This window comes from Pseudomonas sp. Pseusp15 (genome assembly GCF_059492165.1).
The window spans coordinates 3,395,894-3,409,794 of sequence record NZ_CP168523.1 but is presented as its reverse complement, the minus strand read 5'-3'; the positions used below and the strand labels follow the sequence as shown (position 1 = coordinate 3,409,794).

The following is a 13,901-nucleotide window of genomic DNA, read 5'->3' as shown; positions in this document are numbered from 1 at the left end:
TGGTAACGGTCGCATCGTTCGTGAAACTTCGGCAGAGCGCGCTAAAAACCACGCCGTTTTTGGTATGGTGCAGCTCGTTTCAACGGACTGACTGCAAGCCTACGGATCGGTACTCCCGTTTATAGTCAAAGAGTTGCTGCAGAAATGCCCGAACCGATACCAATCAAGGACCACGAGAAAGAGACGCTCCTGGTCAACAAAAGACTGATGGCCTGCGCCTTGTTCGTCGCCGCCATTACTTGCGCGCTGGTGGTGCGCATGTACGTCCTGCAGGTTGTCGAGTTCGACTATCACTCGACAATCTCCGAAAACAACCGCGTCCATGTCCTGCCGATCACTCCAACTCGTGGGCTGATCTACGACCGCAATGGTGTGGTCCTGGCAGACAACCGACCCAGCTTTAACCTGACCATCACCCGCGAACGCGCTTCCGATGTCAAACGCGAGCTGGATGAAGTGGTCAACCTCCTGCACCTGCCGGCCGAGGACCGTACACTGTTCGACAAGGCGATGAAGCAGGCCAGGCACCCCTTCGTCCCGGTCACGCTGTTCTATGAGCTCAGCGAAGAACAGATCGCCGTACTCGCGGTCAACGAGTTCCGTCTGCCCGGAATCGATGTAGAGCCGCAGTTCGTTCGCCACTACCCCATGGGCGCGCACTTTGCGCATTCGATCGGCTACGTCGGTCGCATTAACGAAAAAGAATCCAAAGCCCTGGACACGGTGGAATACCGTGGCACCCAATCCATTGGCAAAACCGGTATCGAGAAATTCTACGAATCAGAATTGCACGGCCATGTGGGGTACGAAGAAGTCGAAACCAATGCCCAGGGCCGCGTGCTGCGAGTGCTCAAGCACACCGACCCGATCCCCGGCAAAAACATCGTCCTGAGCCTCGACGTCAAGCTTCAGGAAGCCGCCGAGGAGGCATTGGGCGATCGGCGTGGCTCGGTGGTCGCTCTCGATCCGTCGACCGGCGAAGTATTGGCCATGGTCAGCAAGCCAAGCTTCGACCCGAACCTGTTTGTGACGGGCATCAGCTTCAAGGAATACGCGGCACTGCACGACTCCATCGACCGGCCGCTGTTCAACCGCGTGCTGCGCGGGCTCTACGCACCAGGTTCGACCATCAAGCCGGAAGTGGCGATCGCCGGCCTTGACGCCGGAGTCGTAACCCCGCAGACCCGCGTCTTCGATCCGGGCTATTACCAGTTACCGGATTTCGATCATAAGTACCGTAACTGGAATCACAGCGGTGATGGCTGGGTGAACATGGACACGGCGATCATGCGCTCCAACGACACCTACTTCTACGATTTGGCCCACAAGCTGGGCATTGATCGTCTGCACGACTACATGGCGATGTTCGGCCTGGGCGAGAAGGTCTCGCTGGACATGTTCGAAGAGTCTCCCGGGTTGATGCCGTCTCAGGCCTGGAAGCGAGCCACGCGGCGACAGGCGTGGTTCCCCGGCGAGACAGTGATCCTTGGCATTGGCCAGGGCTACATGCAGGTCACCCCTCTGCAATTGGCCCAGGCCACCGCGCTGATCGCCAACAAAGGTGTATGGAACCGGCCGCACCTGGCCAAGACCGTGGATGGCGTCGCGCCGGTGGACGAGCATCCGATGCCGAACATCCTGCTCAAGGATCCGCGTGACTGGGAGCAGGTCAATCACGGCATGCAGATGGTAATGCACGACGCCCGCGGGATTGCCCGAGCGGCGGCGCAGGGCGCGCAGTACCGCATCGCCGGCAAAAGTGGCACCGCGCAAGTGGTGGCGATCAAGCAGGGTGAACGCTACAACCGGGCGAAAACCCTGGAGCGCAACCGCGACAACGCTTTGTTCGTCGGATTTGCTCCGGCCGAACATCCGCAGATTGTCATCTCGGTGATGATCGAAAACGGCGAGGCCGGTGGTCGCGTCGCCGGCCCTGTGGTGCGGCAGATCATGGATGCCTGGCTACTCGATCAGGGCGGCCACCTGAAGCCGCAATACGCCGCGCCGAGCAAAGCCCCGGGCGACCCTCACGTTTAAGGATCAAGGCTTCACAGCACAGGCTCACGAATACTGAGCATGTGCTGGAAGCTTTCCAGGAACACGGTTTCGGCCTGACTCATCTTCTGCTCGCGATTCCACAACAGCTGGATATCGAAATCCACCACGCCATCTTCCGGCGGCAATCGCCAGAGCAAACCTTGCTCGACATCCCTGCGCACCAGATGAGTCGGCAGACACCCAATACCAAACCCTGCGCAAGTCAAGCGGTAAATCTCTTCGAAACTGGTGGATGAGGCAACGATCTTGCCGGTAAAGCCTTGTTGGTCGCGAAACAGTGTCAGGGGTGAAAGGTTGCCGCCGAGCTGATCGCTGGTGAAGCTGACGAAGTTCTCCGTAGCAAGTTGATCCAGGGTCAGATTCCTTTGTCCGAAAAGTCGATGACGCTGTCCGCAAAAGTACGCATAGCGCTCGCGAAGCAGCACTCGCTGTTCTAGTCGCGGCTGTGGTAAACGACACAATCCGACGCCGATGGTCGCGGTTTTTTGCAGCAGCGAACTGATGATGTTCGAGCTGCCCATCACCTCGACTTCCAGCTCGATTTTCGGGTGGGTTTCGTGGAAATCGGCGAGGAACTCATCATAGTGCCGTGCTTGCACACCGCTGACGGTGAGGATTCGAATCTTGCCGATCACGTCGTCGTGCCGACTCTCCAGCACCGTTCCCAGGCGCGAAATATCGCCGTAAATGTCTGTCGCAATGCGCAGGACTTCTTCCCCGGTCTCCGTCAGGTCGAACCGTCGCCCACTGCGGGCGATCAACACACATTCCAGTTGTTCTTCCAGACGCTTCAACGCCTGGCTAACCGCCGACTGGGTGATATGCAGCCGCGCGGCGGCCCGACTCATGCTGCCTTCCTGACTGATCACCAGATAAGTGCGCAGCAGGTTCCAGTCGAGACGGTCATTCAGAAAGCGGCGACCAACCCACGGGTTCGAAGTGGAGGGCATAAGGATTCCATTTAGTAGCAGTACTAATAGTAAATATAAGATTATGAAAATTGACTAATCCTGTCATGACAGCGATAAAGCCCACAAGCGCCACAGAGTGCGCTGCTAAAGAGGTGTATTCGTGAGTAAACCTGAACACATCGGCACGGTTGAATGGCAAGCCCGTTGCGAACTGGCCGCGCTGTATCGCCTGGTCGCGCACTTTCGCATGACCGACCTGATCGACACCCACATTACCCTGCGGATTCCAGGGCCTGAGCATCACTTTCTGATCAACCGCTACGGGGTTCTTTTCGACCGCATGCGCGCCTCGGATCTGGTGCGCATCGATCAGGAAGGGCGAGTGGTCGATCCGGCCTATGAAGGTCATAGAGTCAATGCAGCAGGCTTTGTGATCCACTCGGCAATCCACATGGCTCGCCCTGACCTGAATTGTGTGATCCATACCCACACCGCCGCCGGCATGGCCGTCGCCGCGCAGAAGCACGGCTTGTTGCCGATCAGTCAGCACGCGTTGAAGTTTTACGGCAAGTTGGCGTATCACACCTATGAAGGCATTGCCCTTTCGCTGGATGAGCGAGAGCGTCTGATTGCCGATCTGGGGCCGCATCGGGCGATGATCCTGCGTAATCATGGCCTACTGGTCGGTGGCTCCGGCGTGGCCCAGGCATTTCAGGAAATTCACTTCCTGGAGCGTGCCTGTCAGGCACAGGTTCAAGCGCTGGCCGGTGGTTCGGCGCTGCATTACCCGTCTCCGGAAGTCTGTGCGCACACCGCCGAACAGTTTGACCGCGATGAACAGGACAACATCATCGACCTGGCCTGGGAGGCTGCTCTGACCCTGATCGAATCCCAGCGCGAGTCCTACATATCGTAAACTCTGTCATCGACACCATGGTTTTGCTGTCCCGCGAAGGCGTCAGCACATTCAACATCGACGTTGACTGACACACCGCCTTCGCGGGCAAGCCTCGCGCCTGCAGGAGGACATGTCCGATTTCAGAAGACCCCTTTCGCGAGCAAGTTCCCGCAGGATTGCTGCTCACCCTGTGGGGGCAAGCCTGCTCGCAATCGCGATCTGACTATCCCTGCTACTTATCGATTTTTTCCGGCAACGGCGCAAACAACGCCTCGATATCATCGCTCTGCAACTTCCAGTCCCCGGTCTTGCGTCCATCCAGCACGCCTGCGGCCAGATCGGATTTTTCCTTCTGCAGATGCTGAATCTTCTCTTCCACCGTGCCCCTGGCAATCATCTTGTAGACGAACACCGGCTTCTCCTGACCAATGCGATACGCACGATCCGTCGCCTGATTTTCCGTCGCCGGGTTCCACCAAGGGTCGTAGTGAATCACCGTATCGGCTTCGGTCAGGTTCAGGCCCACACCGCCAGCCTTCAAACTGATCAGAAAGATCTGACGCTTGCCGCTCTGGAATTCCTTGACTGGCGTGCGTCGGTCACGGGTCTGGCCGGTCAGGATCGCATACGCCACGCCGCGTTTGTTCAGCTCGTCCTCGATCAGCGACAACATTGAGGTGAACTGCGAGAACAGCAGAATCCGCCGACCTTCCTCGAACAGCTCTTCAAGCATTTCCATCAGGCTATCGAGTTTGCCCGAGGTGCTGCCGCGAGTGGGCAGGGCGGCATCGTTGACCAGGCGCAAATCACAGCACACCTGACGCAGCTTCAGCAGTGCCTCAAGAATGATGATCTGGCTGCGTGCCACGCCTTTGCGGGTGATCTCGTCGCGGACTTTCTTGTCCATGGCCAGGCGCATGGTTTCGTACACATCGCGCTGGGCTTCGTTGAGCTCGACCCAATGGACGATTTCGGTTTTCGGCGGCAGTTCGGTGGCCACTTGTTCCTTGGTCCGGCGCAGCAGGAACGGTTTGATCCGACCGTTCAGGTGTTGAAGTCGTACTTCACTGGCACGCTTTTCTATCGGCACGCGGTAATCGCGGTTGAAGCTTTTCACGTCACCGAGCCAACCCGGCAGCAGGAAGTGGAACAGCGACCACAGCTCGCCCAAGTGATTTTCCAGCGGCGTGCCACTCAGGCACAGGCGCTGGCGAGCATTCAGCTCACGGGCGGCATGAGCGGCCTTGCTGTTGGGATTCTTGATGTACTGCGCTTCATCCAGCACCAGTACGTGCAACGGCTGCGCGGCCAGGTGTTCGACGTCCTTGGGCAGCAGTGCATAGGTGGTCAGGATCAGGTCGTAATCGGCCAGATTATCGAAATACTTTTTGCGACTGACGCCGTACAGCGCCAGCACTTTGAGCTGCGGCGTGAAATGCGCCGCTTCGTCGAGCCAGTTCGGAATCAGGCTGGTGGGCATGACCACCATGCACGGCCGATCGAGGCGCCCGGCATTCTTCTCGCTGAGAATGTGTGCCAGGGTCTGTAGGGTTTTGCCCAGGCCCATGTCGTCCGCGAGAATCCCGCCGACTTCCAGTTGTCGCAACGACTGCATCCAGCTCAGGCCTTCCAGCTGATACGGGCGCAAGGTGGCATTCAGGCCCTCGGGCGCTGCGGCGGTGTGGTCCTTGATGTCGCGCAGGCGCTGGGCAAAGGTGCGGATCTGCTCGCCACCTTCCCAGAGCAGCGGCAGGCCTTCCAGCGGGTTCAGTCGCGTGGCGTCGGCCTTGCTCAGGCGCAGCGTGGTTTCGCCGGGCTCTTGCAGGTAAAACTCGCCAAGGGTGGCCAGCACTGGTTTCAGGCGGCCGAAGGGCAGGGCGACCTGCAGCGGGCCCTGGTCGGTGCTGCGACGTTGTGGGATGTTCACCAGGATCAGTTCGTCGTCACGACGTCGGGCGAGCCGTTCCGGGTTGAGGATTTCGGTGTGGGAGCGCATCAGGTTCAACAGGATCGGCAGCAGGCTCAGGCGTTCGCCGTTGACGATGATCCCCAGTTCCAGGTCGAACCAGTCGCGTTCCGGCGCCTGCTCAACGGTGGCGTACCAATCGTCCACGGCAGTCAGGTCGAAGCCGAAATCCTCGTCGATCTGCAACTCCCAGCCTTGGGTGCGCAACTTCGGCAGCTCATTGAGGGTGAAGGTCAGCCAGGCGCTGTCGTTGACCATCTCGTAGAGTTCGCCGGCACTTTCCGGCAAGGCCTTGCTTTGTCGGGTGGCGACTTTGAAACCGAGGATCCGCAGCTGCTCCCTGTAGGTCTGTTCGACTTCCGGGTGACGTTTTATCCGCAGCGTCTGTGTCTCCTGACGAATCAGGATGTCAGCGTTTTTCTGTCCGCTGACGTATTCGTCCAGATAGCTGAAGGACAGCGCCGCGCGATGCTGAATGTAACGCTGCATTTTTCCGTTGCGCGGTTCGAAGGCGCTGAACTCGATGCTCGCCAGCCACAAGCGCGGCACCGGTTGCACGTTGTCCACCAGCACTTGCGGCGGCGCTTTCGGGCTACGGTTTTCCAATACGGCCTGAAGTTTTTCCAGCAGTTCGGCGTCTTTCGCGGCCGCCGGATACGCGAGGGTTTCCTGCACTTGCAGTAGCACCGCTGCGCAATGTTTGCAGTTGCTGTGAACCGGGCAGGTGCACGTGGCGTCGATCATCAGCAAGGTGCCTTTGGCCGACTCGCGCAGGCGAATGGTCTGACGGTAAACGTTACCGCCAGAGCCTTCGCAACTGGCGGTGATGGTGGCGTCGCCGACTTCGACGATCCTGACGCGGTTCTCCAGTGCGTAGCGACGGCCACGTTCCAGGCTCTGTTCCTTGAATCGGCTGACCCAGGATGTTGCCAGGGGTTTGCTCAGGGTCGCGGAGGACATAAGGGATTCAATCAGTCCGGAATTTCATCAGGGACTGGCCGAGGTGCAGGGGCGGTCAGCGAGGTGATTTTGATCAACAGGCCCAGGTGACCATTGTCGAGGAAGTTCAGCAGGCCGTTCTTGGTGTGGCTTTCCTGCTTCAGGCGTTCGCTGGCGGTGACCATGCCGTTGGCGTCAATCTGATTGACCCAGAAGTCGGCGTCGACGTCAGTGAAACGCCCCAGTTTCAGGTTCAACGTGCCCTCGATCGGGAATTGGCCGAACTGTTCCTTGCCTTCGCTGATCGCGATTTTGCTGGCTTCTTCACCCAGGTTCTGTTGCCAGGCCTTGTGCAGCAACACCGTGTACTCGTTGCTGGCGGTGAGCTTTTCCACTTCGGCATTCAGGCTTGGCGTACGAAAGCTGTCGGGGCTGATGCGTTGGGCACCGGCAGCCCAGTCTTCTGGCGCGGCTCGGCTGACGATGGCAGGCACGGCGTTTTGCCGTACCAGAATCATTTCAACCTGATACAGATCAGCGGCAAACGCGGTCGAGGCGAGCAGCGACATCAACAACGTCATCAGCAAGGTCAGTGAGCGAAACAGGCGCATGCGGCGTCCTTCAAGCAGTGGTCGGAATGAGGCGCTCGAATAGCGCCTCTACAGTATTAAAGCGTTCTTCCGGGCGTTCCATCGGTACGAGGAATTTGAACATCGTGGCGCCTTCGAACTTGTAGCGTTTGGGCTGGCTCTGAATCAGTTTGATCAGTGTCAGCGGGTCGACCGGAGTCTGTGCCGCGAACTCGATACGACCGCCTTGCGGGCCGCCGTCGACTTTCTTGATGCCCAGCTGTTCGGCCTGCAATTTCAGCGCCGTGATCCGCACCAGGTTCTTGGTCGGTTCCGGCAACAGGCCGAAGCGGTCGATCATCTCCACTTGCAGATCCTTGAGGCCTTCCTCATCGGTGGCCGAGGCAATGCGTTTGTAGAGGATCAGTCGAGCATGAACGTCCGGCAGGTAGTCTTCGGGAATCAACGCCGGTACACGCAGATTGACTTCCGGACCGCCACCCAGCGGTTGATCGAGGTTCGGCTGTTCGCCCTTGCGGATCGACTTCACCGCGCGCTCGAGCATTTCCATGTACAGCGTGAAACCCACGGCCTGGATCTGCCCGCTCTGGCCGTCGCCCAGCAGTTCGCCGGCGCCACGGATTTCCAGGTCGTTGGTGGCGAGCACGAAGCCCGCGCCGAGGTCCTGGGTGTTGGCGATCGCTTCCAGACGCTTTTCCGCGTCGGGAGTGATTTGCTGGCGTGGCGGTGTCAGCAGGTAAGCATACGCCTGGTGGTGACTGCGACCTACCCGGCCACGCAACTGGTGCAACTGGGCCAGGCCGAACTTGTCGGCGCGCTCGATGATGATGGTGTTGGCGCTCGGCACGTCGATGCCGGTCTCGATGATGGTCGAGGCGATCAGCACGTTGAAGCGCTTGTGGTAGAAGTCGCTCATCACCTGTTCGAGTTCACGTTCGCGCATCTGCCCGTGGCCGATGCCGATCCGCGCTTCCGGCACCAGTTCGGCGAGGTCGGCGGCGCATTTCTCGATGGTCTTCACGTCATTGTGCAGGTAGTAGACCTGGCCGCCACGCAGCAACTCACGCAGCAGGGCCTCTTTAACCGTGCTCTTGTTCTGTTCCATGACGAAGGTACGCACCGACAAACGACGGGCCGGCGGTGTGGCGATGATCGACAGGTCGCGCATGCCCGACACCGCCATGTTCAGCGTGCGCGGAATCGGCGTTGCGGTCAGTGTCAGGATGTCGACTTCACTGCGCAGTGCCTTGAGCTGTTCTTTCTGACGGACACCGAAACGGTGCTCTTCGTCGATGATTACCAGCCCCAGGTTTTTGATTTTTACGTCATCTTGCAGCAGCTTGTGTGTGCCGATAACGATGTCGATCTTGCCTTCGGCCAGGTCCGCAACTGCGGCGTTCACTTCCTTGGCCGACTTGAAACGGCTCATCACTTCCACCGTCACCGGCCAGTCGGCAAAGCGGTCGCGGAAGCTGTTGTAGTGTTGCTGGGCGAGCAGGGTGGTCGGCACCAGAATCGCCACCTGACGACCGCCGTGCACCGCGATGAACGCCGCGCGCATGGCCACTTCGGTCTTGCCGAAACCGACGTCGCCGCAGACCAGCCGATCCATCGGTTTGGGCGCGAGCATGTCTTCGCGCACCGCTTCGATGGTGGTTTGCTGGTCCGGAGTTTCTTCGAACGGGAAACCGGCGCTGAAGGTCGCGTAATCGGCTTTCGGGTCGGCGAAGGCATAACCCTCGCGAGCGGCGCGGCGGGCATAGATGTCGAGCAACTCGGCGGCCACGTCGCGCACCTGTTCGGCGGCTTTGCGCTTGGCTTTCTGCCAGGTCTCGGAGCCCAGGCGGTGCAGCGGGGCCAAGGCATCGTCGCTGCCGGTGTAGCGGGCGATCAGGTGCAGGTTGGCCACCGGCACGTACAGCTTGGCGCCTTCGGCGTACTCGAGGGTCAGGAACTCGGCGGCCTGGTTGTCGATTTCCAGGATCGTCAGCCCCAGATAGCGGCCGACACCATGATCGATGTGCACCACCGGCGCACCTTCGCGCAGCTCGGTGAGGTTTTTGATCACCGCATCGTTGTTCGCGTCGGCGCGTTTTTCGCGACGACGGCGCTGCATTACGCGCTGACCGAACAATGGGCTTTCGGCAACCAGTGCCAGCGCTGGGTCGTCCAGCAACAGGCCCTCGTCGAGCGGTGCAATGGTGATCGCCAGGCGCTCTTTGCTGGCGACAAAGTCCGGCCAGCTGTCGACGGTTTTCGGTCGCAGCTTCAAGCGTTCGAGCAATTCCAGCAGCACTTCGCGACGGCCCGCGGACTCGGCGGTAAACAGCACGCGGCCGGGGAATTCGTCGAGGAAGCTGGCCAGCGCCGCCAACGGCTGAGTGGCCTTGGCTTCGATGGCCAGGTTCGGCAGCGGCTGAGCCGGGAAGCGCTCGCGGCCGACACCGGTTTCGACGTCTTGTTGACTGGCCACCACACGGGGCCAGCTCTTCAGGCGCGCAAAGCAGTCTTCCACCGGCAGGAACAACTCGGCCGGTGGCAGTAAAGGACGGGACGGATCGACGCGGCGCTCTTCATAGCGGTTGCGCACATCGTTCCAGAAATTTTCCGCAGCCTGTTCGATGCCCGGCAGGGAAAACACTTGCGTGTCCTGGGGCAGGTAATCGAACAGAGTGGAGGTTTCCTCGAAGAACAGTGGCAGGTAGTACTCGATGCCCGCCGGCGTAATCCCGCTGCTCAAATCCTGGAAAATCGGGCAGCGACGGAAGTCGACATCGAAGCGCTCGCGAAACCGCGCCTTGAAGCGGGTCACGGCTTCTTTCTGCAGCGGGAATTCCTTGGCCGGTAACAGCTTGACCGAGTCGACCTTGTCGATGGAGCGCTGGTTTTCCGGGTCGAAAGTGCGCAGGGTCTCGATTTCGTCGTCGAACAGGTCGATGCGATAAGGCAACTTGCTGCCCATCGGGAACAGGTCGATCAGCGAGCCACGCACAGTAAATTCGCCATGCTCGTACACGGTATCGACGTAGCGATAACCGGTGGCCTCAAGCCGGGTGCGCATCTGCTCGACATCGAGTTTCTGGCCGACATCCAGCACCAGGCTGCTGCCGAGCAGGAATTTGGTCGGCGCCAGACGGTGCAGGGCAGTGGTGATCGGCACCACCAGAACGCCATGCGCCAGCTCCGGCAACCGATACAGGCTGGCGATACGCTGCGAGATGATGTCCTGGTGCGGCGAGAACAGGTCGTAGGGCAGGGTTTCCCAGTCGGGGAAGTGCAGAACAGGCAAATCCGGGGCGAAGAAACTCAGCTCCTGTTCCAGCCGTTCGGCACTCTGGCTGTCGGCGGTCAGTAGCAAGGTAAAGCGCTTGGCAGCGCTGGCGGCCTCGGCGATGGCCAGGCTCAGGGCGGCACCGGGCAGGTTGCCCCAGTGCTGTTTACCTGCCGCGGCAGGGAGAAGCGGTAGACGCAGAACGGGCACGGAAGGTTGAGCTCCAAGCGTTGCGACAAAGTCGGTAATTGTAACGGTCTCGGGTGCCGGCTGTCAGTTGCAGACTGTGTCTATATACACAGGGTGAGCAAAATGTAGTGGTAATGACAAAAACTGGCGATTTAATACTGGAAATGTAGTGCCAAAACCGCTCGGTGTTACGGATGGTTACGGACACTGTGGCGTGATCGTCGAAAAATTGACTGTGCTGAAAGCCCCGTATTTACTGGGCTGGCGCGGGGCGTGATTTTTTTGAACGGAATTTTGTTACCGCTAGTGCGACAGGCGCGCATTGCTACGGGAGGCACTCGGCGGCATAATGTAGCCCCTTTTTTCTGCCCCTACATGTGGAAGGTTCCCGTGACTCAGAAGCCCGACCAGTGTCTTGGTGAATGGATCGACCGTGAAGCACTCGCAGAAGCGATGATTCCGCTTATCGGTCAGCTCTACCGCAATAACAACGTGGTGAGCTCGATCTATGGCCGCAGTCTGATCAACCAGTCTGTCATCGCGATTCTCAAAGCTCACCGCTTTGCTCGCCATCGCCAGTCCGATGACAGCGAATTGTCCGTCCACGAAACATTCCCGCTGCTCAAGGCAATGAGCGAGCTCAAGCTCGGCGCTGCTTCGGTAGATCTGGGCAAGTTGGCCGTCAAGTTCAAGGCCGAAGGCAATGGCCGTACCGCCGAAGCGTTCGTCCGTGACGAACTGGCTGATGTGGTCGGCAAGCAGAATGGTTCCGGCCGTACCGGCACCGACGTTGTCCTGTACGGCTTCGGTCGTATCGGTCGTCTGCTGGCGCGCATCCTGATCGAGAAAACCGGTGGTGGCGACGGCCTGCGTCTGCGCGCCATCGTTGTCCGCAAGGGCGCCGAGAACGATCTGGTCAAGCGTGCCAGCCTGCTGCGTCGCGACTCGGTGCACGGCTCGTTCAACGGCACCATCACCATTGATGAGGCCAACAACACCATCACCGCCAACGGCAACCTGATCCAGGTTATCTACGCGAAGAACCCGACTGAAGTGGACTACACCCAGTACGGCATCAAAAACGCGTTGCTGGTGGACAACACCGGTGTATGGCGTGACGCCGACGGCCTGGGCCAGCACCTGGCCTGCCCGGGTATCGACCGCGTTGTTCTGACCGCGCCTGGCAAAGGCAAGCTGAAGAACATCGTTCACGGTATCAACCACGGTGAAATCACTGCTGACGACAAGATCGTTTCTGCCGCTTCCTGCACCACCAACGCTATCGTGCCGGTGCTGAAAGCTGTCAACGACAAGTTCGGCATCGTCAACGGTCACGTTGAAACGGTTCACTCGTACACCAACGACCAGAACCTGATCGACAACTTCCACAAAGGCAATCGTCGTGGCCGTAGCGCTGCGTTGAACATGGTGATCACCGAGACCGGTGCTGCCACTGCTGCCGCCAAGGCGCTGCCTGAACTGGCCGGCAAGCTGACCGGTAACGCGATTCGCGTTCCGACGCCAAACGTGTCGATGGCCATTCTCAACCTGAACCTTGAGAAAGCCACCACCCGTGAAGAGATGAACGAGTACCTGCGCTACATGGCGCTGCACTCCGATCTGCATAAGCAAATCGACTTCGTCAATTCGCAGGAAGTGGTTTCCACCGACTTCGTGGGCTCGCGCCACGCAGGCGTAGTGGACGCTGAAGCGACCATCTGCAACGACAACCGCGTTGTTCTGTACGTCTGGTATGACAACGAATTCGGTTACAGCTGCCAGGTAGTTCGCGTGATGGAAGACATGGCCGGTGTAAACCCGCCAGCATTCCCGCGCTAAGCCTTAGCCGCACATGAAAACGCCCCGACTTTGGTCGGGGCGTTTTTGTTTGTGCAGGGCGCAATCTGCCGGGAGAAAGTGCTGGCAGCCGGTTAGCCGCAAGCCTTCATGTCTACGGGGCCGACAAACTCGTTGCCGCGGCCCATCACGCACGCCACGCTCTGGTTGCGCTGACGTTCCCATGCCTGAACCGGGTAGGTCTTGTTCCAGGCTTCGTACAATTGCCGATCCTGTTTCGACAGGCGTAAGCCGTACTGCTTGCTCATGTAGAAATACGTTCGGGCGATCATGCCGCGAATGGAAGGGCGGGGCATGACCTTCTTCGCCTTGAAGTCGATCTGAGTCAGGCACGAGCCATATTGACCCGATTGCACGGGTAGCCAGCCGAAACTGAAATTGCTCCGATCGCCATTTACCTCGCCGATGCTGGGTACCAGATTGTGCAGGTCGGCCTCAGCTTTTTGATAGGTCGGATCGTAGCGCGTGCAGTTCTTGCGACCTCCTTGTTGCCAGCATTGACGCTGATGGCCGATCTGCCAGGCCGGGACAATGTGCTCCCACTCGATGCGCGAGGCGCGCTTGGCGTTTTTGCGTGGCACATAACCACAGGCGGCGAGGTTCACGCGGTTGCCGGTGTATTTGCAGCCGCAATAAAACTCGGTGGATTGCGGAGCGTACAACTTCCAGGCGACTTTCTTGGCTTCGTTGAAGGTGCGTGGGGCGCCAGCCTGGGCGCCAAGGGTGATGAGCAGAAACAGCAAAGCAAGCCAGCGGACACTCATTGACTCAATCTTCCTTCGGCACAACCCAGAAAATCTGCACACCGCCGTCATCGCGATGGGCGAGGGTGACGTTGTCGTTCTCATCGATTTCTTCGAGCAAGCGCTCCCACTCATCCACGGGTTCGTCCGGAAGACGGAAGATCAGTGCGGCTTTGGCTTTCTGAGCTGTGGGGGAATTGATGATTTTCTGAACGCGCATACCCAGGCGTTCGTAAGCGTCAGGAGAGGCAGAGGTAGTGGCCACGGAGTTATCCTTATTAAGCTGTACGTGCATACAGTATTTAACTGTAGGCATTTTCGCAACTGCTTAAAATTCAAGAAAATCCTCTGACAGTGGTTTTTTCCGTTTGGTGTAGGGCGAAGGGAGATTTTTTATCGGAAAGAGGTCGTGAACCACTCGCCAGGACTGGCGAGTGGTGACAGCGGTGCCCGACCGCGAACGGGTCGGGCGCGGGCGA

General features: G+C 59.1%; 9 protein-coding genes. 3 read left to right on the top strand and 6 right to left on the bottom strand.

Annotated features, from left to right (window positions below):
- The first annotated feature begins 144 nt into the window (after positions 1 to 144).
- Positions 145 to 2,037 (top strand): penicillin-binding protein 2, encoded by a 1,893-nt coding sequence (gene mrdA, locus ACEN8R_RS15450; RefSeq protein ID WP_018930298.1) that lies wholly within the window; start codon positions 145 to 147, stop codon positions 2,035 to 2,037.
- 11 nt (positions 2,038 to 2,048) lie between these two features.
- Here mrdA and ACEN8R_RS15445 read toward each other — a convergent pair whose 3' ends face one another.
- On the bottom strand, positions 2,049 to 3,008 hold the full coding sequence (locus ACEN8R_RS15445; RefSeq protein WP_018930297.1) for a LysR family transcriptional regulator: 960 nt from the start codon (positions 3,006 to 3,008) through the stop codon (positions 2,049 to 2,051).
- A 121-nt stretch (positions 3,009 to 3,129) separates the two neighbouring features.
- On the opposite strand from ACEN8R_RS15445, the gene ACEN8R_RS15440 reads away from it, so the two are divergent.
- A complete protein-coding gene (locus tag ACEN8R_RS15440) occupies positions 3,130 to 3,885 on the top strand; it encodes a class II aldolase/adducin family protein (protein ID WP_018930296.1) in 756 nt (251 codons plus the stop codon).
- A gap of 214 nt (positions 3,886 to 4,099) precedes the next feature.
- Here ACEN8R_RS15440 and ACEN8R_RS15435 read toward each other — a convergent pair whose 3' ends face one another.
- Genes ACEN8R_RS15435 through mfd form a run of 3 tightly spaced genes read right to left on the bottom strand, consistent with a single transcriptional unit; the run spans position 4,100 to position 10,843 of the window.
- Positions 4,100 to 6,793, bottom strand: coding sequence for a DEAD/DEAH box helicase (locus ACEN8R_RS15435; protein WP_018930295.1), 2,694 nt, complete (start codon positions 6,791 to 6,793; stop codon positions 4,100 to 4,102).
- An 11-nt stretch (positions 6,794 to 6,804) separates the two neighbouring features.
- On the bottom strand, positions 6,805 to 7,383 hold the full coding sequence (locus ACEN8R_RS15430; RefSeq protein ID WP_018930294.1) for a CsiV family protein: 579 nt from the start codon (positions 7,381 to 7,383) through the stop codon (positions 6,805 to 6,807).
- 10 nt (positions 7,384 to 7,393) lie between these two features.
- Entirely contained in the window at positions 7,394 to 10,843 is a 3,450-nt protein-coding gene (gene mfd / locus ACEN8R_RS15425) for a transcription-repair coupling factor (protein WP_018930293.1), read from the bottom strand.
- 354 nt (positions 10,844 to 11,197) lie between these two features.
- Here mfd and ACEN8R_RS15420 point away from each other — a divergent pair, with 354 nt between their 5' ends.
- Positions 11,198 to 12,661: a glyceraldehyde-3-phosphate dehydrogenase gene (locus tag ACEN8R_RS15420; protein WP_026286742.1), complete on the top strand. Its 1,464-nt coding sequence runs from the start codon at positions 11,198 to 11,200 to the stop codon at positions 12,659 to 12,661.
- Between the two features lie 92 nt (positions 12,662 to 12,753).
- On the opposite strand, the gene ACEN8R_RS15415 is transcribed toward ACEN8R_RS15420, so the two are convergent.
- Together ACEN8R_RS15415 and ACEN8R_RS15410 are read right to left on the bottom strand one after the other, a co-directional pair.
- Positions 12,754 to 13,443, bottom strand: coding sequence for an endonuclease (locus ACEN8R_RS15415; protein ID WP_018930291.1), 690 nt, complete (start codon positions 13,441 to 13,443; stop codon positions 12,754 to 12,756).
- Positions 13,444 to 13,447: 4 nt separating this feature from the next.
- On the bottom strand, positions 13,448 to 13,738 hold the full coding sequence (locus ACEN8R_RS15410; RefSeq protein ID WP_007940214.1) for a DUF1654 domain-containing protein: 291 nt from the start codon (positions 13,736 to 13,738) through the stop codon (positions 13,448 to 13,450).
- Positions 13,739 to 13,901: the final 163 nt, after the last annotated feature.

Excerpts from the sequence above, each read along its gene's own strand:
- mrdA (WP_018930298.1), top strand. The coding sequence starts at position 145 with ATGCCCGAACCGATACCAATCAAGGACCACGAGAAAGAGACGCTCCTG.
- ACEN8R_RS15445 (WP_018930297.1), bottom strand. The coding sequence starts at position 3,008 with ATGCCCTCCACTTCGAACCCGTGGGTTGGTCGCCGCTTTCTGAATGAC.
- ACEN8R_RS15435 (WP_018930295.1), bottom strand. The coding sequence starts at position 6,793 with ATGTCCTCCGCGACCCTGAGCAAACCCCTGGCAACATCCTGGGTCAGC.
- ACEN8R_RS15430 (WP_018930294.1), bottom strand. The coding sequence starts at position 7,383 with ATGCGCCTGTTTCGCTCACTGACCTTGCTGATGACGTTGTTGATGTCG.
- ACEN8R_RS15420 (WP_026286742.1), top strand. The coding sequence starts at position 11,198 with ATGTGGAAGGTTCCCGTGACTCAGAAGCCCGACCAGTGTCTTGGTGAA.
- ACEN8R_RS15415 (WP_018930291.1), bottom strand. The coding sequence starts at position 13,443 with ATGAGTGTCCGCTGGCTTGCTTTGCTGTTTCTGCTCATCACCCTTGGC.
- ACEN8R_RS15410 (WP_007940214.1), bottom strand. The coding sequence starts at position 13,738 with ATGCCTACAGTTAAATACTGTATGCACGTACAGCTTAATAAGGATAAC.